Raw genomic sequence first — 21,442 nt, forward strand, 5'->3', positions numbered from 1 at the left:
GGCTCGAGGTGCGGGCTATTCACTGACACCGCCCGTGGCGACGGGGCTGGCTTCGTCGTAGCGGAGAAGACCGCCTGGCGCGACCCGCCGCAATTAGAGTGGAAACTCAAACAAACGCTTAAATTCGGCGAAGATCGGCGAACTGGACAGTATCGGCGGCTTGCCCCAGACTGCGCGCCTGTTTCCGGCCCCGGTCCCGATGGCGAAACTGCTGCTCCTGCACGGCCCCAACCTCAACCTGCTCGGCACGCGCGAGCCGGAGGTCTACGGCCGCACCACGCTCGCCGCGATCGACGCCGACCTGGCGCAACGCGCCGAGGCCGCCGGCCATGCGCTCGAGAGCCTGCAGTCCAACGCCGAACATGTGCTGGTCGAGCGGGTGCAGGCGGCGCGCGAGGACGGCACCGCCTTCCTGCTGATCAACCCGGCCGCGTTCACCCATACCTCGGTGGCCCTGCGCGACGCGCTCGCCGCGGTGGCGATCCCGTTCATCGAGGTGCACCTGTCCAATCCGCACGCGCGCGAACCGTTCCGCCACAGCAGCTACTTCAGCGACCTGGCCGTCGGCGTGATCTGCGGCTTCGGCGCCGACGGCTACCGCTACGCCCTGGAGGCGGCGCTCGCCCGCCTGCCCCGCTGAACCCACGAATCCCATGTCCCCGCCCGGCGGCGAACGCCGGGACACCACAGAGGCCACCATGGACCTGCGAAAAATCAAGAAGCTGATCGACCTGCTCGAGGAATCCAACCTCTCCGAGATCGAGATCAAGGAAGGCGAGGAATCGGTGCGCCTGTCGCGGCTGCAGACCGGTCCCGCGTACGCACCGCCGGCGGCGCCGATGCCGGTGTCGCGCGGCGCCGAGCCGACGATGCCGATGCAGTCGCCGGTCGACGCCGCCACCGGCGGCCGCGACGCCGCCGCACCGGACGCGGGCGGCGCGGCGCTGCCGGAAGGGCACACGGTCAAGTCGCCGATGGTCGGCACCTACTACGCCTCGCCGGCGCCGGACAAGCCGGCGTTCGTCAGCGTCGGCCAGGCCGTCAAGGCCGGCGAGACGCTGGGCATCATCGAGGCGATGAAGATGTTCAACCCGATCGAGGCCGACATCGAAGGCACCGTGCTCGCGATCCTGTGCGAGAACGGCCAGCCGGTGGAATTCGATCAGCCGCTGTTCGTGATCGGCTGACGAGCCGGGAATCGGGAATGGAGAATCGGGAATCGTCAAAGCGGCCACATGAGCGGCTGGACGTCTGGCGAGACGCCATGGATCTCGTCGAGACGGTTTATCGGTTCTCGTCAGCCTTTCCCGACACCGAGCGCTATGCGCTGACCGGCCAGCTCCGACGCGCGGCGGCGAGCGTGCCCTCCAACATCTTCGCCCGACTCACTGCACTCATGAACGTACTCGCCAAGCCAGGAGCGCCGGCGCAACCCGGCTCTTGCGATTCCCCATTCCCGATTCCCGATTCCCGGCCCTCCCATGCTCGATAAAGTCGTCATCGCCAACCGCGGTGAAATCGCGCTGCGCATCCTGCGCGCGTGCCATGCGCTCGGCATCCGCACGGTCGCGGTGCATTCCACCGTCGATCGCAACCTCAAGCACGTGGCCATGGCCGACGAGTCGGTCTGCATCGGCCCGGCGCCGTCGGCGCGCAGCTACCTGGACATGCCGGCGATCATCGCCGCAGCCGAGGTGACCGACGCGCAGGCGATCCACCCCGGCTACGGCTTCCTCAGCGAGAACGCCGACTTCGCCGAGCGCGTGGAGCAGTCCGGCTTCGTCTTCATCGGCCCCAGGGCCGAGACCATCCGCCTGATGGGCGACAAGGTCGAGGCGATCCGGGCGATGAAGGAGGCCGGCGTGCCCTGCGTGCCGGGCAGCGGCGGGCCGCTCGGCGACGAGGCCGAGGCCAACATCGCCATCGCCCGCGAGATCGGCTATCCGGTGATCGTCAAGGCGGCCGGCGGCGGCGGCGGACGCGGCATGCGCGTGGTGCACACCGAGGCGGCGCTGTCCGCCGCGGTCTCCACCACCAAGCAGGAAGCCAAGGCCGCGTTCGGCAACGACATGGTCTACATGGAGAAGTTCCTCGAGAACCCGCGCCACATCGAGATCCAGGTGCTGGCCGACGGCCAGGGCAATGCCATCCACCTGGGCGAGCGCGACTGCTCGATGCAGCGCCGCCACCAGAAGGTGGTCGAGGAAGCGCCGGCGCCCGGCATCAGCGAGGCCGAGCGCGCACAGATCGGCAAGGTCTGCGTCGAGGCCTGCCTGCGCATCGGCTATCGCGGCGCCGGCACGTTCGAGTTCCTGTACGAGGACGGCCGCTTCTACTTCATCGAGATGAACACCCGCATCCAGGTCGAGCACCCGGTCACCGAACTGGTCACCGGCATCGACCTGGTGCGCGAACAACTGCTGATCGCCGCCGGCCATCCGCTGTCGTTCCGGCAGGACGACGTGGTGCTGCGCGGGCATGCGATCGAGTGCCGGGTCAACGCCGAGGACCCGGAAACCTTCATGCCCTCGCCCGGGCTGATCCAGCATTTCCACGCGCCGGGCGGTCCCGGCGTGCGCGTCGACTCGCACATCTACGAAGGCTACCGGGTGCCGCCCGACTACGACTCGATGATCGGCAAGCTGATCGTGCACGGCGCCGACCGCGAGCAGGCGATCGCGCGCATGCGCGTGGCGTTGAACGAGATGGTGATCGACGGCATCCGGACCAACATCCCGCTGCAGCAGCGGATCATGCGCGACATCGGGTTCCAGACCGGCGGCCAGAACATCCACTACCTGGAGAAGCGGCTGGCCGAGCGCCGCGACAAGTCGCTGTCGATCGGCTGAGGCCGGCGCCGAAGGCCAGCGAGCGCAGGCAGCGATTGCCCATTCGCGTTGCCGGGTCGAGCCGCAGGATGCCCGGGCCCGGACTGACCGCACTACGTCGACTCAGCGTTTCGCGCCCCACCGGCGCAGGCCGCGCTCGCCCTCGTCGCTGACCAGCAGTGCGCGCGAGTCGCGGCGGCGTCGAACCCAGCCGCGCGCGAACAGGGCGTCGAGCACACCGGCGCCGAGCTGGCCGCCGATGTGCGGCCGGCGTTCGCTCCAGTCCAGGCAGGAGCGGACGCCGGGACGGCGTCGCGCTGCGTCCGGTGGCTCGATGTCCAGTGCTTCCAGGCCACGCGTACCCGCGGCCGTGAGCCGCCATCCGCCATCGCCGTGGCCGATCCAGCCATTCGCGATCCAGCCGTCGGCCAGGCGCACCGCGAGTTCGCCGGCCAGGTGGTCGTAGCAGGTGCGCGCGTGGCGCAGGGCGAGGTCGCGCGGTCCGGGCACCGGCGCCTGCGGCGCTGTCGCCGATACCGACATCAGCGCCTCGAGCACGTGCGAGACATCGGCGGATGCAAGCCGGTGGTAGCGGTGCCGGCCCTGCTTCTCGATCGCCAGCAAGCCCGCGTCGACCAGCTTGCCCAGGTGCGCGCTCGCGGTCTGCGGGGTGACGCCGCCGGCCTGCGCCAGCTCGCCGGCGGTGCGGCTGCGGCCGTCCATCAGCGCCGCCAGCATCAGCGCGCGGGCGGGATCGCCGATCAGCGCCGCGACCCTGGCAAGCGAGGGACCTGCATCCATGTTTCGATCATGGACGAAACATCCACGACGGCGCAAGCGCAGCATGGGCCTCCCCTTCCCCGGACGGACCGCGATGGACAGGCGCACCCTGATGAAGCTCTCCGCTCTCGGCCTGGCAAGCCAGGTCTTGCCGGCAGCGTCGGCGTCGCAGCAACGGCGTGCCGCGGCGACGCAGCGACGGTTGCCATGGAGCCACGACGGCGAAACGCTGCAGCTGGCGATCACCCGCCAGCCGGCGCGCGGCCCGGCGGTGCTGTGGGTGCATGGCGCCACGTTCCCGTCGGCGCTGTCGGCGGGATGGCGCATGGACGGCGTGTCGTGGCTGGACCAGCTGCAGGCCACCGGCCTGGATGCCTGGGCCTTCGACTTCGCCGGCTACGGCGGCTCGGACCGGCCGGCGGTGTTCGGGCGCGAAGCCGGCAGCGCGCCGCCCTACGGGCAATGCCAGGCCGCGGCCAGCCAGATCGCCGCGGTACTGCAGGCGATCCGCCACGAACGGCCGACGGCGCCGATCCACGTCGTCGCGCATTCCTGGGGCACATTGCCGGCGCGGCAACTGGCGATCGACCGCCCCGAGCTGGTCGCGCGGCTGGTGCTGTTCGGACCGGTGACCATGCGCAATGGCGAACCCGATCCGGCCGCCACGCCGGCGCCCGCCTGGACCCTGATGACCGCGGCGCAGCAACGTCCGCGCCAGCGCAGCGGAATGCCCGGACATCTGCCGACGCCGGTCGGCGACGAGGAACTGGAGCGCTGGTGCACCGCCTATCTCGACAGCGACCCGACCTCGCACCGGCGCACGCCGCGCTCGGCGAAGATTCCCGGCGGCCCCGGTGCCGACATCGGCCGCCTGTGGGCCGGCGAGACGCTGGTCGACGATGGCCGCGTCCGTCAGCCGACCCTGATCGTGCGCGGCGAGTGGGATCACGTCACCACCGACGCCGACGCCGCAAGCCTGTTCGCCGCGCTCACCCACGCCGCCGACAAGCGCGACGTCAAGATCGCCGGCGGCAACCACTGGCTGCACCTGCAACCGCAGCGGCGGGCGCTGTGGGCGGAAACCCTGTCGTTCCTGCGCGAGGCCGCAGCGTCGTGATCGTCGTCATCTTCGAAGTCGAACCCTATCCGACCGGCCGCGACGAATACTTCTCCATCGCCGCCGCGCTCACCGCGGACCTGCAACAGGTCGACGGCTTCATCTCGATCGAGCGCTACCAGAGCGTCTCCGATCCCGGCCGCCTGCTGTCGCTGTCGCTGTGGCGCGACGAAGCGGCGATCGCCACCTGGCGCCGGCACCCGCCGCACGTGGCAGCGCAGCAGCGCGGCAGCAGCGAACTGTTCCGGCGCTGGCGCATCCGCGTCGCCGCGGTGTTGCGCGAACGCGAGCACGATGCGGTCCCGGCGTGCGCGTCGACCCGCACATCCACGAAGGCTACCGGGCACCGTCCGACTACGACTCGATGATCGGCAAGCCGATCCGGTCAGCGGAACTCGAGCGCGCCGCCCGGCTCGTCGAGCGGATCCACCGGCAGGATCTGCAGCTCCGAAGACGGCGACGCCAGTTCCGGCGCGATGCTCTGCGTGCCCGGAATCGGCTGCACGCCGACGCCGGAGGACTGGCTGACCACGGTCACGTACTCGCTGGATCCGTCGGGCCAGACCACCTTGAAGGTGCTGCCCGGCGGCAGCGACGAAAACGGCGCCCCGCTCTGCGCCCGGTAGACCGCGGCGATCTGCGACGCCCCGCTCATCCTGACCTCGGCCGGCGCATCCACCGTGGTCACGGCGACCTGCGACAGTTCCCGGTAATTGTCGTTGAGTGCATCGATCATGACCCCGGCCGCGGTGACCGAATAGGCGACGAACAACAGCACCCAGCAATAGAACTTGACCTTGTGCACGAAGCGTTTGTTTTTCATTTCGGTACTCCCTCGCTCCTCAGCAGCGAGTCAATCATGTCATCGACGACATCCGCCCCCTGTCGCGGAATCGCAGCGTCGTAAACGAACGTCTGGAAATCCTGTTCCTCGTCCTGCGAGCAGATGCCGCCGTTGGCGCAATAGTTCGTCATCAGCGGGCCCTCCGCACTGCAGTCCTGTCCCAACTCGCATCCCGCCAGTTGCCATGCCAGTTCGGCGAGCTGGCTGCCGGCCACCTGGCCGGAATGGGCGTCGTCGCCGGCAGCCATCACCCCCATCGCTGGCGCCAGCGCGGTAAAGGCCTCCGGATCGGCCGAGCGCTGCACGCGGTCGGCCAGGTCGCGGCGATAGGTCTCGCTGTCGTCGAGCGGCTCGCCCATCGCCAGCAGCGCGGCCTCGGCCGCCAGGCTGCCGGCCTCCGCGGCCTGCGTGCGCCGGAGCAGGATCGTCCGGTAGCCCAGGCCGTCCTCGGGGGCGAACCGCGTGCAGCGACGGCTCACGCGCTCGCGCGCTGCCACCATGGCCGCGGACGCGCGCAGCTTCATTTCGCCGAACAGGCGGGTATCGCCGGCGTAGGCGGCGGGGTCGCCGGCATACGGCGCGCAGTACTCGTAGACGCGGCTGACCAGCCAGATCGCATCGGCCTCGCCGGCACGCGCGGCCGGGATCAACGATTGCAGGTAGACGTAGAGGTCGGGGGCGCGCTCGAATTCCCGGCGCAGGTGGCGACGCCGGTCGGTCACGCCCGGCGATGCATCGGTATCGCCTTCGCCGGTCACCGGCGCGTGCGCGGCGATCGCCGGCGCGCCGGTGGCGGGCGCGTCCCCGAGGTCGACGGCATCGATCGGCGCCGCCGCCGGCACCGGCCCGGCGCGCTCCGCGGCGCGCTGATACAGCGCGGCGCCGACGAGCAGCGCCAGCACGGCAGCAACCACCAGCGGCTTGTTCCAGGACATGGGCATATCCATTCGCGGCAACCGGCACGACCGCATCCGGACTGCCGTCGTCAGCATGCCGGGCATCTGCGGAAGACCTCGCTGCACCTCACCGGATCCGTCTCCTGCGGTGGACCGACGCACCAGACGACCGGCACGGAACGGCCGATCGGACGAGGCCGTCGCACCGGCTTCTCCACCGGCCCGCCCGCCTCGCAAGGCGGTCATCTTAGAGCAATTTCCGCGGCGCCACCGCGCTGCGCCGGGCGCGTGGAGGTTTCCCGATGTCGCGCCCTTTACGCCCGGGGCCGGGCACCGCACCATTCGCCTCCCCCTCCCGGTACCCCCCCATGCCCCATCTCGAACTGTCGCTGCGGTGCAGCGAGGCCGAACAGCCGCGCTACGAGCGCGCCCTGGCCGATGTCGGCGCGCTGGCGGTGACCATGCTCGACGCCGACGCCGAGACCGCCAACGAGCACGCGATCCTCGAGCCGGGCGTCGGTGAAACGCCGCTGTGGAACACGCTGGAGCTCAGTGCGCTGTTTCCGCACGACACCGATGCGTTGCTGCTGCTCGCGGCCCTGGAGGCCTTCGATCCGGCGCTGGACTGGACCCGTGCCGCGTTCCGCAACGTCGGGGACCAGGACTGGGAACGCGCCTGGATGGACCGCTACACGCCGCTACGGTTCGGCGCGCGCACCTGGATCGTGCCCTGGAACAGCGAACTGCCGGACGAGGCGGCGCATGCCGACGCCGCCGTGGTGCGGCTCGATCCCGGCCTCGCCTTCGGCTCCGGCACCCATCCGACCACCGCGCTGTGCCTGCAATGGCTCGATGCGCTCGCCGCCGAGGGCGCGCTGCAGGACCGCGAGGTGCTCGACTACGGCTGTGGCAGCGGCATCCTGGCGCTGGCGGCGCTGAAGCTGGGCGCCGCGCGCGCGATCGGCATCGACAACGATCCGCAGGCGCTGCTGGCCAGCGCCGACAACGCCGACCGCAACGACGTCGGCGCGCGCCTGCAGGTATCGCTGCCGCAGGACGCGCCGGCCGGCCCCTATCCGGTCGTCGTCGCCAACATCCTCGCCGCCGCGCTCGATGCGCTCGCCGAACCCCTCGCCGAACGGGTCGCGCCGGGCGGGCGCATCACGCTGTCCGGCATCCTCGACGGGCAGCAGGAAGACGTGCTGCGGCGCTACCGGCCGTGGTTCGAATCGCTGGCGGTCGCGCACGAAGGTGACTGGGTTCGCATCGACGGCGTGCGCCGACGTGGTTGAATACAGGGGCGGACCCGCCCTCCTTCGGGCGGATCGCGCCGCGCACGGGGAGAAGAACGGATGTCGATGCATGACCGGACAATGACCCGGCGTCACGGGCGGGCGACGCCCGCCGTCCCACTGTCGCGACCGGCGCCGGACGGCGGCTAGGGCCTGTTAACGTCATGTTCGTCAACTGCCCGAACTGTGCCGCACTGGTGGCGACCGACTTCGCCACCGATCTGCCGCCCGAGCGCTGCCCGCGCTGCGGGTTCGCCCTGCGCGAGGCGGTCGCGCCGGCCACCGCCAGTCCCGCGCCGGTCGAACCTCCCACGCCGGTCGCGCCGCCTGCGCCGCCACCTGCAGCATCCGCAATGCCTGCGCCGCCCGCTGCGCCACCGCCATCGTCCGCACCGCCGCCGCCCGCACCGCCGCCGCCCGCGCCCGCCCCACCCCCTGCCACACCATCGCAGCCAGTGCCGACCGCTCCAACCGTGCCCGCGGATCGCGGCGACGACGCGGACACGTCAATCGAAACCGCAGACCCGGGCGCCGCCGAACGCGAGGACGGTACCCCCGCGGCCCCGGCACGCCCGCCGGCCGCTGCCGCTGCCGCAAGCGCAAGCGCAGAAGGCCTGGCGACGCAGGCATCGGAGAAGGAAAGCCCGAAAACGCCCGCCACACCGGCACCCGCGACCGGCGACGCCACGCACCAGGTCAAACCCGCGCCCAGTTTCGCCCAGCGCCACCTGCGCGCTGCCGCGGGCGCGCAGGCACTGCGCCGGCGCTGGCCGGCCGTGGCCGCAATCGCCGTGCTTGCGTTGTTGCTGGTGTTGCAATTGCTGTTGGCCGACCGCGCCCGGCTTGCGGCCGATCCGCAATGGCGGCCGCTGCTCGTTGCCGTGTGCGACGCGATCGGCTGCACGCTCCCGCCCTGGCGCGAGCCGGAATCGATCGTCCTGTTGCAGCGCGACGTGCGGCCGCATGCCGAACTCGCGGGCGTGCTGCGGGTGAACGCGACGATCCGCAACGACGCGCGTTGGACACAGGCCTGGCCGCACCTGGTCCTGCGGCTGTCGGACATCGACGGCCGCACGCTGGGCCAGCGCCGCTTTTCGCCGGAGGAATACCTTGAACAGCCGCCTGCCCCCGCGGGAATGTCCAGCGGACAACGCGCGGCGATCCGCATCGACGTGCTCGAGCCGTCGCCGCATACGGTCGCGTTCAACTTCGACTTTGAATAGCCGCGCACATCGCGATCGTGCAGTGCGTCTTGGCGCGCCCGCGCCGGGCGCGCTAGACTCGCTCCCCCCGTCGAAGGTCCGACGCCGCCCTCCAGCGCGGCATGCGACTGCTGCGACGGTTGCAGCAACGCGCCACCCGGACACGATCTTGAACGCCGAACGCCCCGATCCCAGCAACCGCTCCGGACAACGCACGCCGTTGCGCGATCACGTCGCCAATTCGGTGCGTCGTTACATCGGCGATCTCAACGGCAGCGGCGCCGACAACCTGTACCAGATCGCGCTGCGCGAACTGGAGATCCCGTTGTTCGTCGAGGTGCTGAACCATTGCGACGGCAACCAGAGCCGCGCCGCGGCGATGCTCGGCATCCATCGCGCCACCCTGCGCAAGAAGCTGCGCGACTACGGGCTCAACTGAAAGCGAGAAGTGAGTCATTAGGAGTGAGAAACGAGTAAGAGCCGCGCCCGCTTTTACTCGTTTCTCACTCCTCTTCACTCGTTTCTCGCCTTCCGTCGCGGACGCTATAATTCCGGCCCCGCGCTGCCATTCCCCACCCATGACCCTCGACCGTCTGCCCGTGCGCCGGGCCCTGCTGTCCGTGTCCGACAAGACCGGACTGATCGACCTGGCCCGCGCGCTGGCCGCCCGCGACATCGAGCTGCTGTCCACCGGCGGCACCGCCAGGGCGCTGCGCGAGGCCGGCCTGCCGGTGCGCGACGTCTCCGAGGTCACCGGCTTTCCCGAGATCATGGACGGCCGGGTCAAGACCCTGCATCCGAAGATCCACGGCGGCCTGCTCGGCCGCCGCGGCACCGACGACGCGGTCATGGCCGAGCACGGCATCGCCCCGATCGACCTGCTGGTGCTGAACCTGTACCCGTTCGAGCGCGTCGCGTACCAGCCGGATGCGAAGTTCGACGACATCATCGAGAACATCGACATCGGCGGCCCGGCAATGCTGCGCGCGGCGGCGAAGAACTTCGCCCACGTCGCCGTGGCGACCGACCCGGCGCAGTACGACGGCATCGTCGACGAACTCGCCGAGAACGACGGCGCGCTGTCGCAGCGCACGCGGTTCATGCTGTCGGTAGCGGCATTCAACCGCGTGGCCCAGTACGACGCGCGCGTCAGCGACGTGCTGTCGGCGATCGCCGAGCCCTCCGATGCCGGCGCCGCGGGCCGCGCGGCGTTCCCCGCGCAGAGCAACGGCAACTTCGTCAAGGTGATGGACCTGCGCTACGGTGAGAACCCGCACCAGCAGGCCGCGTTCTACCGCGACCTGTGGCCGGTGGCGGGCACCCTGGCCACCTTCACCCAGCTGCAGGGCAAGGCGCTGTCGTACAACAACATCGCCGATGCCGATGCCGCCTGGGAATGCGTGCGCCAGTTCGACGCGCCGGCCTGCGTGATCGTCAAGCACGCCAATCCCTGCGGCGTGGCGGTCGCCGCCGACTGCGGCGACGCCTACGAGCGCGCCTACGCCACCGACCCGACCTCGGCCTTCGGCGGCATCATCGCCTTCAGCCGCACGCTCGACGCCGCCACGGCCAGGGCGATCCTCGATCGCCAGTTCGTCGAGGTGCTGATCGCCCCCGACTACGCGGCCGACGCCCTCGCCTACTGCGCGAAGAAGGCCAACGTACGCGTGCTGCGCATTCCGCACGGTGCCGGTCGCAACAACATCGACGTGAAACGCGTCGGCTCCGGCCTGTTGATGCAGACCGCCGACGTCCGCGAGGTCGCGCGCGAGGAGCTCAAGGTGGTCAGCCGGCGCGCGCCGGACGACATCGAACTGGCCGACCTGCTGTTCGCCTGGCAAGTGGCCAAGTACGTCAAGTCGAACGCCATCGTCTATGCGAAAGACGGACGCACCGTCGGCGTCGGCGCCGGGCAGATGAGCCGCGTGGTCAGCGCGAAGATCGCCGGCCTGAAGGCCGAGGAGGCGGGGCTGGCCGTGCCCGGCTCGGCGATGGCCAGCGACGCCTTCTTCCCGTTCCGCGACGGCATCGACGCCGCCGCCGCGGCCGGCATCCGCGCGGTGATCCAGCCCGGCGGCTCGATGCGCGACGCCGAGGTGATCGCCGCCGCCGACGAGCACGACATCGCCATGGTGTTCACCGGCGTGCGCCACTTCCGCCACTAGCGATGACGCTGCTGCTGTTTCTCGGCGGTCTGGCGGCGCTGCTGGGGGGCGCGGAAATGCTGGTGCGCGGCGCCTCGCGGCTGGCCGCCGCGACCGGGCTGTCGCCGCTGGTGATCGGCCTGACCGTGGTCGCCTTCGGCACCAGCGCGCCGGAACTGGCGGTCGGGATCGGCGCCGCGCGCAGCGGCGCGGCCGACCTGGCGGTGGGCAACGTGGTCGGCAGCAACATCACCAACGTGCTGCTGATCCTGGGCATGAGCGCGGTGATCGCGCCGCTGGTGGTGGCACGGCAGCTGGTCCGGATGGACGTGCCGGTGATGATCCTGTGCTCGGTCGCGGTGATGGGACTGACGATAGATGGGCGCTTGTCGCGCATCGAGGGCGGCGCGCTGTTCCTGGCCTGCCTGGGCTATCTGGCGCTGCTGCTGCGCACGGCGCTGCGCGGCGGCGATGACGAGCCGCCGGACGCCCCCGCCCGCGTGCCCCGTGGCCTCGCCAGCCGCGCGCTCGACCTGGCACTGGTCGCCGCCGGCCTGGCGCTGCTGGTGCTCGGCGCCGGCTGGCTGGTCGACGCCGCCACCAGCGTCGCCGCTGCGATGGGCGTCAGCGAGCTGGTCATCGGACTGACCGTGGTGGCGATCGGCACCTCGCTGCCGGAGATCGCCACCGCGCTGCTGGCGGTGCTGCGCGGCGAACGCGACATGGCGGTCGGCAACGTGATCGGCAGCAACGTGCTCAACCTGCTGCTGGTGCTGGCGCTGACCGCGGTGGTCTCGCCGCAGGGGCTGGCGGTGGGCGCGGCGGTGATCCGCTTCGACCTGCCGGTGATGACCGCGGTGGCGCTGGCCTGCCTGCCGATCTTCTACACCGGCCATTGCATCCGCCGCTGGGAAGGCGCGGTGTTCCTGGCCTATTACGCCGCGTACTTGGCCTACCTGCTGCTCGACGCGGCCGGGCACGACGCCCTGCCGGCCTTCAGCGCGGTGATGATGCGCTTCGTGGTGCCGCTGACCGCGCTCACCCTGGTTATGCTGGTGCTGCGCTCGCTGCACCTGGGCCGCGCACGTGGACGCGCACGTGGATTGGATTTGGAAGAGGACGGGCAATGAAGTTACTGGTGATCGGCTCCGGCGGCCGCGAACACGCGCTGGCCTGGAAATTCGCGCAGTCCGTACGCGTCGACGAGGTGCTGGTCGCGCCCGGCAACGCCGGCACCGCGACCGAGCCGAAGTGCCGCAACGTCGACATTGCCGTCGGCGACATCGACGGCCTGCTGGCGCTGGCACGGCGCGAAGGCGTCGCCTTCACCGTGGTCGGCCCGGAAGGTCCGCTTGTCGCCGGCATCGTCGACCGCTTCCGCGAATCCGGCCAGCGTATCTTCGGCCCCACCGCCGCCGCCGCGCAGTTGGAGGGCAGCAAGGCCTTCGCCAAGGACTTCCTCGCCCGCCACGGCATTCCCACCGCGCACTACGCGGTGTTCACCGAGGCCGAGGCCGCGCTGGACTATGTACAGCAGAAAGGCGCCCCGATCGTGATCAAGGCCGACGGCCTGGCCGCCGGCAAGGGCGTGATCGTGGCCATGACGCTCGCCGAGGCCGAGGCCGCGATCACCGACATGCTGTCCGGCTACGCCTTCGGCGAGGCCGGCGCGCGGGTGGTGGTCGAAGAGTTCCTGGAGGGCGAGGAGGCCAGCTTCATCGCCCTGGTCGACGGCGAGACCGCGCTGCCGATGGCCACCAGCCAGGACCACAAGCGCGTCGGCGACGGCGACACCGGCCCGAACACCGGCGGCATGGGCGCCTACTCGCCGGCGCCGGTGGTCACCCCCGACGTGCACGCGCGCATCCTGCGCGAGGTGATCGAACCGACCGTGCGCGGCATGGCGGCCGACGGCGTGCCGTTCACCGGCTTCCTCTACGCCGGGCTGATGATCGACAAGGCCGGCGCGCCCAGGGTGATCGAGTTCAACGTGCGTTTCGGCGACCCCGAGACACAGCCGATCATGCTGCGCCTGCAGTCGGATTTCGCCAACCTGATCGAGGCCGGCATCGACGGCCGCCTGGACACGGCGCAACCGCAATGGGATCCGCGCGCCGCACTCGGCGTGGTGCTGGCCGCGGAAGGCTACCCCGGCAAGCCGCGCACCGGCGACGCCATCAACGCCTGGGACGTGCCCGAACCGGAGGGCGGCAAGGTCTTCCACGCCGGCACCCGCATCGAGGGCGGGCACGTCGTCACCGCCGGCGGCCGCGTGCTGTGCGTGTGCGCCCTGGGCGACACGGTGACCAAGGCGCAGCGCAATGCCTATGCCGGAGTCGCCGGCATCTCCTGGCATGGCGAGTTCCACCGCCACGACATCGGCTGGCGCGCGATCGAACGCGAGAAGCGCGAGCACGGGTGAGGAGCACTAAAGGAGCGACGTAGTCGCGACCTGTACCCCGCAGGTCTCGATCACTGCGCTGTGCCGTCCGCGCCTTCCGGTGCCGGCTGCAGCTCCTCCGCCAACGCTTCCAACTCGGCGATCTCCGCTTCCAGGGCATCGTAAAACTCGCTCTGGCGCGTCATCAGCGCCTCGATCTTCCCGGCGTGCTTCAGCTTCGACAGCTCACCATCGAACAACAGCCACTGCGTGGTCAGCAGCTCGACGTTGTTCTTCGCGTAGTGCCGCATCTCCTTGAGCTGCGCCACCGTATCGTTGACATGCCCGAATGGGCTCTTGTGTTCCGCGGACATGGCGACCTCCAGGCTTCCAAGGGTCATCCGCAGGGTAGACCAGCGAAGCTGGCTGTTGGCCGAATGCGATGGTGCGATGTAGAGAGCGCGTCAAGGCCGGACCGGTGCGATCTACGACCTACACGCCGCGAGATCGCCTGCGGCCCGAAGCGGTCGAGTCCGGGTCATGGACGGAATGCATAGGGACCGAAAGTGGCGCCGGTGAAGCCGCCGGCCACGTCGGTACTCAGCAGGCTGGCATCCAGGCCGGTCGCCACCGGTTTCCACTGCCCGGGTTCCACCGCGTAGAAGACATCCAGGCGCGGGCCATCGAGCTGGAAGCGCAGCGACACCGGCTGTTCGGACGAGGGCAGGTCGATGCGGGCCTGTCTTGTCCCGGTTACCGGCTCGTCCCTGCCCGCACGGCGGTAGAGCGCCACCGCCGCGCCGCGTTCGCCCTGCGCTTCGTTACGGTCTTCGCTGCGCTCCACTCCAACGACATAGTGGTGGCTCTCGCTCTGGACCAGTGCCAGCCCGGCCAGTTCACCCGGAGCCGGCTGGTTGGGTGCGAGCGTCACGGTCAGGGTCGCGCGATGGTGTTGCAGGCGGTGCGCGAGGTAGGCCGGCTGCCCACCGCTGCCGTGCCCGCCCAGCGGCGTGGACGACGGCGTGAGCCGCAGACCATCGGATCCGGTCGCGAACCAGGCTCGCCCGGGTGGATGGAGCGTCATCCATTGCGGAGGCAACGTATCGGCAGTGAAACGTTCGGTCCACTCGAAAGGGCCGCTGGTCGGCACCGGCTGCGGGTCGCGCGGCAACGCAGGCCTCTCCAGCACCATCGGAACGGGTTCGCCGTGCGGCAGGATCACCGGCCAGCCGTCATGCCAGGTGACCGGCAGCAGGAAGGTCTCACGCCCGAGGTTGTACTGGTTTCCGCGATAGGGCCGCGTGGCGAGGAACACGGCCCACCACGATCCGTCCTTCAGTTCGACGAACTGCGCATGTCCGGTGGAGGTGACCGGATCGGCGCGCGAAGCGTCCAGGTCGCGCTGCGTCAGCACGGGATTGCCGGACCAAGGCTCGTAAGGGCCGGTGACCTGCCGGCTGCGCCAGATCATCTGCGCATGCTGTTCGCCGGTGCCGCCTTCCGCGGCGGTCAGGTAATAGAACCCGCCGCGCTTGAACAGGTGCGGGCCTTCGACGTGCTCGGGCTCGCTGGCCGGGTCCACGCCGCCATCGACCAGCATTTTGCGTGGACCGACCGGCTTCTTTGCCGACACATCGAACCGCTGGAGCCAGATCGCCCGATGCCCGTCGTAGCGCAGCTTGCCCTCGGGCACGTCATTGTTGACCAGCCAGACGGTACCGTCGTCGTCGAAGAACAGCGACGGGTCGATGCCCTCGAATTCCAGCCAGACCGGATCGGACCAGGGACCCGCCGGATCCGTCGCGGTGACGATGAAATTGCCGCCGTCGCAGTAGAAGCACGTGTTGGCGATGTAGAACGTACCGTCGTGATGACTGATGGTGGCGGCGAACAGGCCGCGCGTCAGCTCGTCGTCGCCGTAGCCGATCTGGCCGGGACGGTCGATGGCATTGCCGATCTGGCGCCAGGACACCATGTCGCGGCTGTGGAAGATCGGCAGGCCGGGGAAGTAACCGAAGGTGGAAGTGACCAGGTAGAAGTCGTCGCCCACCCGGATCGCGGAAGGATCCGGGTAGAAACCGGCGATGACCGGGTTGCGGTACTGCGCAGGTCCCGCAGCCGGGCCGCCGTCATCGCCCGTATAGCGGACTTCGGTGAACAACACATCGCCGGCCCATGCCGGCAGCGTGGCGATACAGGCGACAAGCGCCAGCGCGAATCGTTTCATCCGGAAACCTTCTGTCTGCGTTCTAGGCTGATACCCAATGTACTGCCGGCACGGGCCTGACCGGAAAGCAACAGGACGGCCATCACGGGCGGGCGCCGGGCGCGGCAGTCTCTGCAGCAAGGTTGGCTCAGCATGGCGACACCGACGGGCAAGAGACTTGATGCAGGATAAGGGCAGCAAGCGTACGACGCAGCCGAGCGGAGATTGACCGGAACAGATTGATCGGAACAGGGAGAGGGGCCGTCGCCACATCGACCCGCTACACTCCCGCGAAACCGCGAGGAGGCCGCATGGCGCAGGACAAGCCGGACGAGGCATCAACCGAAGGAATGCCGCCAGCCGCGGGGCCGGAGGCCGCGCTGCCGGTCGCCCACAGCCAGTTCGGGCTGCTGAAGCAGCGGCGGTTCCTGCCGTTCTTCAACGTGCAGGCGATCAACGCGCTCAACGACAACGTCTTCCGCCAGGCGATCATCGGCATGCTGTTCTGGCTGCAGGCCAGCGACGAGCAAATGGCGCTGTACGCGAGCCTGGCGCCGGCGGTCTTCATCCTGCCCTACTTCCTGTTCTCCGGCATCGCCGGGCAGGTGGCGGAGAAGCTGGAGAAGCATCGGCTGATCCGGATCACCACCGCGATGGAGATCGCGATCATGCTGGTCGCGGCGCTCGGCTTCATGGCCCAGAGCCTGCCGCTGCTGCTGGTAGCACTGTTCTGCACCGGGGTGCAGTCGACCCTGTTCGGGCCGGTCAAGTATTCGATCCTGCCGTCGGTGCTGCGGCCGGAGGAGCTGACCGGCGGCAACGGCCTGGTCGAGATGGGCACCTCGATGTCGATCCTGATCGGCATGATCGTGGGCGGCCTGCTGTTCAAGCTGGCCGGCGACCAGGCGCCGTGGGTGGCCGGCGCCGCCGTGGTCTCGCTGGCGGTGCTCGGCAACCTGATCGCACGGCTGATCCCGCGCGTCGATGCCGGCGCGCCGGACCTGAAGATCAACTGGAACCCGGTCCCCGAGTCGATACGCATGCTCAAGCTGGCGCGCAAGCAGCTGGCGGTGCGCAACGCGGTGCTCGGCGTGTCGTGGTTCTGGTTCGTCGGCACCGTGCTGACCTCGCAGCTGCCGGCCTACGCGCGGGTCCACCTGGGCGGCGACGAGACGCTGTACATCTTCGCGCTGGCACTGTTCTCGATCGGCGTGGGCGCGGGCTCGCTGCTGTGCGAGAAGCTGTCGGCGCGCACGGTGGAGATCGGCCTGGTGCCGCTGGGCGCGTTCGGCATGAGCGCCTGCATCCTCGACCTGTACTTCGCCCGCACCGGCGTGGCGCCGGCCAGCGGGCTGGACGCGCTGGGCTTCCTGCGCGAGGCCGGCAGTTGGCGGATCGTGGCCGACCTGCTCGGCATCGGCCTGTTCGCCGGTTTCTTCGTGGTGCCGCTGTTCGCGCTGATCCAGAGCCGCTCGCCGAAGCACGAGCTGTCGCGGGTGATCGCCGGGCTCAACATCCAGAATTCGGGCTTCATCGTGCTGGCCGCGATGTCGGCGTTGGCCGCGCAGCAGCTGCTGGGCTGGAGCATCCCGCAGGTGTTCCTGGCGCTGGCGATCCTCAACGCCCTGGTGGCGATCTACATCTTCACCATCGTGCCCGAGTTCCTGATGCGCTTCCTCAGCTGGCTGCTGGTGCGCGCGCTGTACCGGCTGCGCATCCGCGGCATCGAGGAACACGTGCCGGACGAGGGCCCGGCGCTGCTGGTGTGCAACCACGTCAGCTACATGGACGCGCTGATCCTGGCCGCCGCCATCCCGCGGCCGGTGCGCTTCGTGATGTACCACCGCATCTTCAGGATCCCGGTGCTGCGCTGGATCTTCCGCACCGCCCGCGCGATCCCGATCGCCGGCGCGAAGGAGGACCCGGCGCTGATGCAGCGCGCGTTCGACGAGGTCGACCGCACGTTGGCCGAAGGCGAACTGGTCGCCATCTTTCCCGAGGGGCGGCTGACCGGCGATGGGGAGATCGCGCCGTTCAAGCCGGGGCTGGAGCGGATCCTGGAGCGCCGCCCGGTGCCGGTGGTGCCGATGGCCCTCAAGGGCATGTGGGCCAGCATGTGGAGCCGGAACGATTCGCGGATGGGCAGGATGCGCGTGCCGCGGCGGTTCCGCGCCCATGTCGAGGTGGTGGCCGAGGCACCGCGCGACGGCGGCACCGCGACGGCGGCGCAGCTGGAGGCCAGGGTGCGTGCGCTGCGTGGCGGCGAGGCGTGATCGCCCTATCCACTTTCCAAACTGATTCGCTCGCCGCTTCGGCCCGGTCAAACCTCGCCGTCCATGGCGCGACAATGCGGACTCGGAACGCCCGGCCCGGCTGGCCGGCCCTGCGCAGCGCGCAGGGCGTTCGTCCGAGGCGCGAGGCATGCCTCGCAAGCACCTCGGCCTCACCCATGGCCGGGCGTTCGCCGACGCGGCAGATGCCGATAGGGCATCTGCCAAGCGCGTCAGCTCACCCAACCGCCGATCACGAACACCGCGATCACCGCCAGCCACAGCAGCAGGATGCGCCAGACCAGGCTCATGGCATCGCGAAGTTCCGGCAGTTCCGGCGCCGCCGCTAACGGCGGCGGCAGGCCGGCGTCGGCGTAGTCGGCGGCCTCGTCCGCCAGCTCCTCGCGCACGCTGGCGCGGGCGAGGCGATCGAGGAACCCGCTGTCGAGGCCGAACGCGTCGCTGCCCGCTTCGCGCCATGCGCCGACCACCACGTCGAAGTTGCCCACCAGCGCCAGCGACACCGCCAGCAACTGTGTCACCGGCCAGTCCAGCAGCGCCAGCAGGCCGCGGGCGCCGGCCGCCGTCTGTGCCGGCAGCGCCGCCGAGGCCTCGCCTTCGGCGGCGAGCGCGGTCAGGCGGTACAGCAGCGCGCCGAACGGGCCCAGCAGCAGGAACCAGAACAGCACGCCGAACCAGCGCCCGCGGGCATTGCGGAACACCCGTGCCACCAGGTCCGGCCCCTCCAGCGACAGCGCTGCCGCATGCGGCCACAGCCGCTCCACGGCGGTGCGGCGTGCGACCGGGTCCGCGGCATCGGCCACCGCCTGTACGTCGAGGTCGAGATCGCGCGGCCCCCAGGCGTAGAACAGCACCGCGACGCCGAACAGCAGCGCCGGGAAACCGAACATGCGCCCGTCCAGCGCGAACTGGAACAGCGCCACCAGCAGCAGCGGCGGCAACAGCGCCAATGCGATGCCGAAGCGGCCCTGCCACACGCCTTCCTGCGGGAACTGCCCGTCGAGCCAGCGCAGCCAGCCCAGGTACCAGCCGTACTGGCGCAGCGATCCGGCAAGCGCCGGCGCGACATGGCCGAGCACCAGCGCGACGACGACGGCGAGCAGCGTGGCGAACATGGCGGGAGTGTAGCGGGAGACGGGGAGCGGGAGACGAGACCGAAAGCCGGAGACCCGATACACCGCTCCTTCCCCCTCTTGCGGGAGAGGGAAGGTCAGGCCGCGCCCACCAGGCCTACGCCTACGACCCGCGGCTGGCCCTGTTCCACCAGTCCTCGATCAACCAGTGCGAGATCGAGATCCCTGGCGACAGCAGCGGACCGTCGTCTCCGGACTCGCCGCGCAGGGCGGCGCCGATCTCGTCGCGCCCGAACCAGCGCGCGGCCTCCAGTTCGTCGCTGACCACCGGCGGGTCGGGTTCGGCATCGGCCTCGAAGCCGAGCATCAGCGAGGACGGGAACGGCCACGGCTGCGAGGCCAGGTAACGGCTGGTGCGCACCCGCACGCCGGATTCCTCGAACACCTCGCGCGCCACCGTCTGCTCCAGCGTCTCGCCGGGCTCGACGAAGCCGGCGAGCACCGACCAGCGCCGCGGCGGCCAGCCGGCCTGCCGCCCGAGCAGCAGGCGCTCGCCGTCGGAAACGGCGACGATCACCGCCGGGTCGGTGCGCGGGTAGTGCTCGAGATCGCAGCGCGCGCAGTGGCCGAGCCAGCCCGCGCGCGAGAACGCCAGGGCGTGCCCGCAGGCGCCGCAGTGGCGGTGGCGGGCGCGCCAGTGCAGCACCGCGCGCGCCTGCGCATACGCGGTCGCCTCCAGCGCGGGCCAGGCCGCCGCGGCGGTGCGCAGGTCGATCCGTGCCGGCGCCTCGGCGGCGAGCGCCGCGGACGGCAGCGCGAACCAGCCCTGCCCCGCATGCAGGCCGAGGAACATCGCCTGCGCCGGATCGACGGCCGCCAGCGCCGCCGCCGGCGGCGCGAAACGCCCCTGCCGCGCATCGGCCAGGGCGCGGCCGTCGTCGTCGAGAAACAGCAGGCTAGCCCGCGGCCACAGGGCCGCCAATGCGTCGGGATCGTTGCGCAGGTGTTCGGCGCGGTCGAGCGCGCCGTCGACGAAAGCGAAGGCCATGCCGAGAATGATCGCACGCGCGCCGCGTGCGCGCCGGGAGCCAGGGCCTGCCAACGCTTATGGCGCAGACCAGGCCCTAGACGGTGAAGCTGCTGCCGCAGCCGCAGGTGCTCTTGGCGTTCGGGTTGCGGATGGTGAACTGCGCCCCGTGCAGGCTCTCGACGTAGTCGACCGCCGCGCCCATCAGGTACTGCAGGCTGAGCGGATCGACCAGCAGCACCACGCCGTCGGTGTCGACCGCCAGGTCCTCGTCGGCCTGCTCCTCGTCGAACTCGAACCCGTACTGGAAGCCAGAACAGCCGCCGCCCTGGATGTACACCCGCAGCTTCAGCGCCGGGTTGCCTTCCTCGACGATCAGTTCGCGCACCTTGGCCGCCGCCGCCTGGGTGAAGTCGAGCGGGCGCTGCAGGGCCTGGTAGCCGGTCGGTTCGGATTGCATCGTGGTCATGCGCTCAGGATGGGGGGCGCAGCGCGCCGGTTCAAGCACCAGGCGCGGAACGGGCCGTCGCATCGGCCCATGTGAACGACTGCTCGACCTCCGCGCCGCCGGCCGGATCCAGGTGCGCGCTCACGCGCACCGGTGAGAAGCCCTTCGGCAGCAGGACATCGCCCTCGACCTGCTGGAAGTACTTGAACGAGTATTCCACCGGCGGCGCGTCGTGCTGCTGGCGCAGGTCCACCCAGTCCAGCCGCTGCAGCTTGCCGTCGCGCGTGCCCTCGATCGAGAGCTTCAGTCCGCCGCGGCTGACCGCGCCGCGATTGAGGTTCTGGGTCAGCGTGGCGGTGAAATGCCAGACGCCGTCGCCGCTCGGCTGCAGCAGCAGTTCGTGCACGGACAGGCCGCGGCGCTGCGCGGTGGCGCCGACGAAGCGTTCGTAGAAGGCGACGTCCGCGCGCAGGCCCGCGATCTCCTCCTCGCGCTCGGTCAGCGCGCTCTGCAGGTCGCGGTTGGCGTCGCGGCTGATCTGGTCGGAGCGCGTGAGCGTGGTCACGCGCTGCTCCAGGTCCTCGATCTGCGCCTGTTGCGCGCGAAGCTGCGCGCGGGGATCCTCGGCCGGCCGGCCGCCGAGCACCACCGACAGTCCCCAGGCGCCGAATCCCAACGACACCAGGAGTACGGCGATGAGGATGTAGGTCAGACGCGGGTGCGGATCGTGGTGCGGGGCGGGCGCCGCGGCAGTCGGCGCCGGCTGCGGCGCGGCGGGCGCATCGGAAGCATCGGGAGGCGGCGCATCGTTCATCCCGAACGGTATAGCCAGCGCCCGGAGCCGGCGTCAACACGGTGCGCCGCCGCGGTTCGCCGGCATTCACCGGATTCGGCCCGCCCGGCGACTTCGCGTT

Annotated in this window: 19 protein-coding genes and 3 pseudogenes; 13 read left to right on the plus strand and 9 right to left on the minus strand. The window is 70.4% G+C overall.

The features are described 5' to 3' along the window. Positions 1 to 199 precede the first annotated feature (199 nt). The 4 genes and pseudogenes from aroQ to accC all read left to right on the plus strand — a co-directional run bounded on the left by aroQ (position 200) and on the right by accC (position 2,849). On the plus strand, positions 200 to 640 hold the full coding sequence (gene aroQ, locus AB5T46_RS09810) for a type II 3-dehydroquinate dehydratase (protein WP_370563962.1): 441 nt from the start codon (positions 200 to 202) through the stop codon (positions 638 to 640). A 58-nt stretch (positions 641 to 698) separates the two neighbouring features. Further along, the gene (gene accB, locus AB5T46_RS09815) at positions 699 to 1,187 is read left to right on the plus strand and encodes an acetyl-CoA carboxylase biotin carboxyl carrier protein (protein WP_370563963.1); all 489 of its coding nucleotides are present in this window, start codon (positions 699 to 701) and stop codon (positions 1,185 to 1,187) included. 17 nt (positions 1,188 to 1,204) lie between these two features. Beyond that, positions 1,205 to 1,375, plus strand: a pseudogene (locus AB5T46_RS09820) (four helix bundle protein); the annotation flags it as partial. Positions 1,376 to 1,481: 106 nt separating this feature from the next. Further along, complete coding sequence (gene accC, locus AB5T46_RS09825; RefSeq protein ID WP_370563740.1) at positions 1,482 to 2,849, plus strand: acetyl-CoA carboxylase biotin carboxylase subunit; 1,368 nt, start codon at positions 1,482 to 1,484, stop codon at positions 2,847 to 2,849. 102 nt (positions 2,850 to 2,951) lie between these two features. Here accC and AB5T46_RS09830 read toward each other — a convergent pair whose 3' ends face one another. Then, positions 2,952 to 3,629 (minus strand): ArsR/SmtB family transcription factor, encoded by a 678-nt coding sequence (locus tag AB5T46_RS09830; protein WP_370563741.1) that lies wholly within the window; start codon positions 3,627 to 3,629, stop codon positions 2,952 to 2,954. A gap of 91 nt (positions 3,630 to 3,720) precedes the next feature. Here AB5T46_RS09830 and AB5T46_RS09835 point away from each other — a divergent pair, with 91 nt between their 5' ends. Together AB5T46_RS09835 and AB5T46_RS09840 are read left to right on the plus strand one after the other, a co-directional pair. Continuing rightward, positions 3,721 to 4,725: an alpha/beta hydrolase gene (locus tag AB5T46_RS09835; RefSeq protein WP_370563742.1), complete on the plus strand. Its 1,005-nt coding sequence runs from the start codon at positions 3,721 to 3,723 to the stop codon at positions 4,723 to 4,725. Next, a pseudogene (locus AB5T46_RS09840) lies at positions 4,722 to 4,937 on the plus strand (antibiotic biosynthesis monooxygenase family protein); the annotation flags it as partial. The gene AB5T46_RS09835 and the pseudogene AB5T46_RS09840, both read left to right, overlap by 4 nt. Before the next feature lie 269 nt (positions 4,938 to 5,206). On the opposite strand, the pseudogene AB5T46_RS09845 reads toward AB5T46_RS09840, so the two are convergent. Beyond that, positions 5,207 to 5,548 (minus strand): annotated as a pseudogene (locus AB5T46_RS09845) (hypothetical protein); the annotation flags it as partial. Next, positions 5,545 to 6,510: a hypothetical protein gene (locus AB5T46_RS09850; RefSeq protein ID WP_370563964.1), complete on the minus strand. Its 966-nt coding sequence runs from the start codon at positions 6,508 to 6,510 to the stop codon at positions 5,545 to 5,547. The pseudogene AB5T46_RS09845 and the gene AB5T46_RS09850, both read right to left, overlap by 4 nt. 323 nt (positions 6,511 to 6,833) lie before the next feature. On the opposite strand from AB5T46_RS09850, the gene prmA reads away from it, so the two are divergent. The 6 genes from prmA to purD all read left to right on the plus strand — a co-directional run bounded on the left by prmA (position 6,834) and on the right by purD (position 13,525). Further along, a complete protein-coding gene (prmA, locus tag AB5T46_RS09855) occupies positions 6,834 to 7,757 on the plus strand; it encodes a 50S ribosomal protein L11 methyltransferase (RefSeq protein WP_370563743.1) in 924 nt (307 codons plus the stop codon). Positions 7,758 to 8,110: 353 nt separating this feature from the next. Further along, positions 8,111 to 8,980, plus strand: a complete 870-nt coding sequence (locus AB5T46_RS09860) for a DUF3426 domain-containing protein (RefSeq protein WP_370563744.1) — start codon at positions 8,111 to 8,113, stop codon at positions 8,978 to 8,980. Between the two features lie 148 nt (positions 8,981 to 9,128). After that, on the plus strand, positions 9,129 to 9,398 hold the full coding sequence (gene fis, locus AB5T46_RS09865) for a DNA-binding transcriptional regulator Fis (RefSeq protein WP_370563745.1): 270 nt from the start codon (positions 9,129 to 9,131) through the stop codon (positions 9,396 to 9,398). 139 nt (positions 9,399 to 9,537) lie between these two features. After that, positions 9,538 to 11,124 (plus strand): bifunctional phosphoribosylaminoimidazolecarboxamide formyltransferase/IMP cyclohydrolase, encoded by a 1,587-nt coding sequence (gene purH, locus AB5T46_RS09870; protein ID WP_370563746.1) that lies wholly within the window; start codon positions 9,538 to 9,540, stop codon positions 11,122 to 11,124. A 2-nt stretch (positions 11,125 to 11,126) separates the two neighbouring features. Continuing rightward, positions 11,127 to 12,233 carry a calcium/sodium antiporter gene (locus AB5T46_RS09875; RefSeq protein WP_370563747.1) on the plus strand — a complete coding sequence of 369 codons (1,107 nt, stop codon included), beginning with the start codon at positions 11,127 to 11,129 and terminating at the stop codon, positions 12,231 to 12,233. Next, positions 12,230 to 13,525, plus strand: a complete 1,296-nt coding sequence (purD, locus tag AB5T46_RS09880) for a phosphoribosylamine--glycine ligase (protein ID WP_370563748.1) — start codon at positions 12,230 to 12,232, stop codon at positions 13,523 to 13,525. The genes AB5T46_RS09875 and purD overlap by 4 nt, the downstream gene beginning before the upstream one ends. A 50-nt stretch (positions 13,526 to 13,575) precedes the next feature. Here the strand turns inward: purD and AB5T46_RS09885 are convergent, their stop codons facing one another. Continuing rightward, a complete protein-coding gene (locus AB5T46_RS09885) occupies positions 13,576 to 13,857 on the minus strand; it encodes a hypothetical protein (protein WP_370563749.1) in 282 nt (93 codons plus the stop codon). A gap of 164 nt (positions 13,858 to 14,021) precedes the next feature. Continuing rightward, positions 14,022 to 15,710 (minus strand): glycoside hydrolase family 43 protein, encoded by a 1,689-nt coding sequence (locus tag AB5T46_RS09890; RefSeq protein ID WP_370563751.1) that lies wholly within the window; start codon positions 15,708 to 15,710, stop codon positions 14,022 to 14,024. A gap of 329 nt (positions 15,711 to 16,039) precedes the next feature. Between AB5T46_RS09890 and AB5T46_RS09895 the strand changes: the two genes are divergently transcribed. Continuing rightward, positions 16,040 to 17,962, plus strand: a complete 1,923-nt coding sequence (locus tag AB5T46_RS09895) for an MFS transporter (protein WP_370563965.1) — start codon at positions 16,040 to 16,042, stop codon at positions 17,960 to 17,962. A gap of 230 nt (positions 17,963 to 18,192) precedes the next feature. On the opposite strand, the gene AB5T46_RS09900 is transcribed toward AB5T46_RS09895, so the two are convergent. The 4 genes from AB5T46_RS09900 to AB5T46_RS09915 all read right to left on the minus strand — a co-directional run bounded on the left by AB5T46_RS09900 (position 18,193) and on the right by AB5T46_RS09915 (position 21,342). Then, complete coding sequence (locus AB5T46_RS09900; protein WP_370563752.1) at positions 18,193 to 19,095, minus strand: regulatory signaling modulator protein AmpE; 903 nt, start codon at positions 19,093 to 19,095, stop codon at positions 18,193 to 18,195. A 121-nt stretch (positions 19,096 to 19,216) separates the two neighbouring features. Next, positions 19,217 to 20,101: an NAD(+) diphosphatase gene (nudC, locus tag AB5T46_RS09905; RefSeq protein ID WP_370563753.1), complete on the minus strand. Its 885-nt coding sequence runs from the start codon at positions 20,099 to 20,101 to the stop codon at positions 19,217 to 19,219. A gap of 76 nt (positions 20,102 to 20,177) precedes the next feature. Then, complete coding sequence (erpA, locus tag AB5T46_RS09910) at positions 20,178 to 20,549, minus strand: iron-sulfur cluster insertion protein ErpA (protein WP_370563755.1); 372 nt, start codon at positions 20,547 to 20,549, stop codon at positions 20,178 to 20,180. Positions 20,550 to 20,580: 31 nt separating this feature from the next. Then, entirely contained in the window at positions 20,581 to 21,342 is a 762-nt protein-coding gene (locus tag AB5T46_RS09915) for a DUF6776 family protein (RefSeq protein ID WP_370563756.1), read from the minus strand. Between the last annotated feature and the right edge of the window lie 100 nt (positions 21,343 to 21,442).

This window comes from Luteimonas salinilitoris, assembly GCF_041300785.1.
Taxonomy (GTDB): domain Bacteria; phylum Pseudomonadota; class Gammaproteobacteria; order Xanthomonadales; family Xanthomonadaceae; genus Luteimonas; species Luteimonas salinilitoris.